Consider the following 620-nt stretch of genomic DNA (forward strand, 5'->3'; position numbering starts at 1 on the left):
GTCAAGGACATGCTGTTCGTGCTGAAGGAACTCGCGGGCATCGACGCCGTTGCGCAGTTGCCGGGTTTCGAGGATGCCGGTTACGACACGGCGCAGGCCGTGCTCGACGAGTCCGCGAAGTTCTGCGGCGAGGTGCTGGCGCCGCTGAACGTCGAAGGCGACCGCAACCCGAGCAGCTGGAAGGATGGCGTCGTGACCGCGACGCCGGGCTTCGCGGAAGCGTTCCGCCAGTTCGTCGAGGGCGGCTGGCAGGGGCTGCAGCATCCGGCCGAATACGACGGCCAGGGGCTGCCGAAGCTGATCGCGACGCCGTGCATCGAGATGCTGAACGCATCGAACCTGTCGTTCGCGCTGTGTCCGCTGTTGACCGACGGCGCGATCGAGGCGCTGCTGACGGCCGGCACCGACGAGCAGAAGCAGCGCTACGTGCCGAAGCTGATCTCGGGCGAATGGACGGGCACGATGAACCTGACCGAGCCGCAGGCGGGCTCCGACCTCGCGCTGGTGCGCTCGCGCGCCGAGCCGCAGGGCGACGGCACGTACAAGGTGTTCGGCACGAAGATCTTCATCACGTGGGGCGAGCACGACATGGCGGACAACATCGTCCACCTGGTGCTGGC

The 620-nt window shown here is 67.4% G+C and carries 1 protein-coding gene; it reads left to right on the forward strand.

What is annotated here, in order from left to right; translation table 11 throughout:
- On the forward strand, positions 1-620 hold a 620-nt coding region (locus tag HWX87_RS37680; RefSeq protein ID WP_244137846.1), incomplete at both ends, for an acyl-CoA dehydrogenase family protein.

This window comes from Burkholderia sp. BCC1644 (assembly GCF_902833225.1).
Classification (GTDB): Bacteria; Pseudomonadota; Gammaproteobacteria; order Burkholderiales; family Burkholderiaceae; genus Burkholderia.